The organism is Brachyspira sp. SAP_772 (genome assembly GCF_009755885.1).
Taxonomy (GTDB): domain Bacteria; phylum Spirochaetota; class Brachyspiria; order Brachyspirales; family Brachyspiraceae; genus Brachyspira.
Window position 1 is genome coordinate 1 of record NZ_VYIX01000034.1, and the last position, 1,041, is coordinate 1,041.

1 protein-coding gene is annotated in these 1,041 nt (G+C 35.9%); it reads left to right on the forward strand.

The window, feature by feature from the left end; all coding sequences use genetic code 11:
* Window positions 1-18: 18 nt before the first annotated feature.
* A partial coding sequence (locus GQX97_RS12370) for a penicillin-binding transpeptidase domain-containing protein (RefSeq protein WP_255447398.1) occupies window positions 19-1,041 on the forward strand: 1,023 nt, incomplete at its 3' end.

Here is a 1,041-nt window from a genome sequence, read left to right on the forward strand (position 1 = left end):
GGAAGGACAGGTGTCGAGTTGGGAAGGAAAGATGGAGCAGGTAATGCCTACAGAGGATGCTGGGCTTCTTATAGCGGAAAAATAGGAAGAAGAGGTTCTACTGCTTACAGTGCTTCAATAGACAGAGCTCCATATATTACAGAATATGTTAGAAGAGAATTGATTGATAAATACGGAGAAACAGCATTAAAAGAAGACGGATTAAAAATATATACTACTATAGATATAGAAAAACAGGAAGCTGCACAAAAATTATTAACAGAAGCATTAAAAGAATATAATGATAAATACGAAGGCGGCTCTATGGATATAAGCACTATTTATGACAGAGAGCTTATAGATAAAGTAGAAATGCTTTCTTTACTCTTTGAGCTTCCAGAAAATATGGCAAGAAATAAATTCTCTATATCWGTACGCTCGCTTCTAAACCAAGACACAKCAAGTTCTTTAGCACTTATCTCAGATATGTTTGGTATGGAAGAAGTTAATGATATTATGATGGAAGTAATGAAAGCAGATGAGGCAGAATTATCACGTCAAATAGAAGGAGCATTAGTTGCAATAGACCCAAGAAACGGATATATAGTTTCAATGGTTGGCGGTTCAGGATTCACTCCAAGAAACCAATTTAACAGAGCAACMCAAGCAAGAAGACAGGCAGGAAGTGCATTCAAACCTTTTGTATATGCTGCTTCTATGGACATTACTAACTATAACCCTGCAACTATAGTAAGCGATGCTCCTATTGGATTTGTTCCTGAAGAAGGCGAAGAAGGAAAGGTATGGATACCAAAAAACTATTCTGGAAACTTCAAAGGAGATGTTAGCTTAAGATATGCTTTAGCTGTTTCGCTTAATATTGCTACTGTAAATGTTGTAAATTATGTTGGTATTACAAATACTATAAGATATGTAGAGCCTATATTTAAAGCACAGCCTGATGATGCTAAGTCTAAAAGAATGTTTAACCCAGATTTAACATTGGGTCTTGGTACAGGTTTATTTGCTCCATTAGAACTTACTCCGGGTTTTGCTCCTATA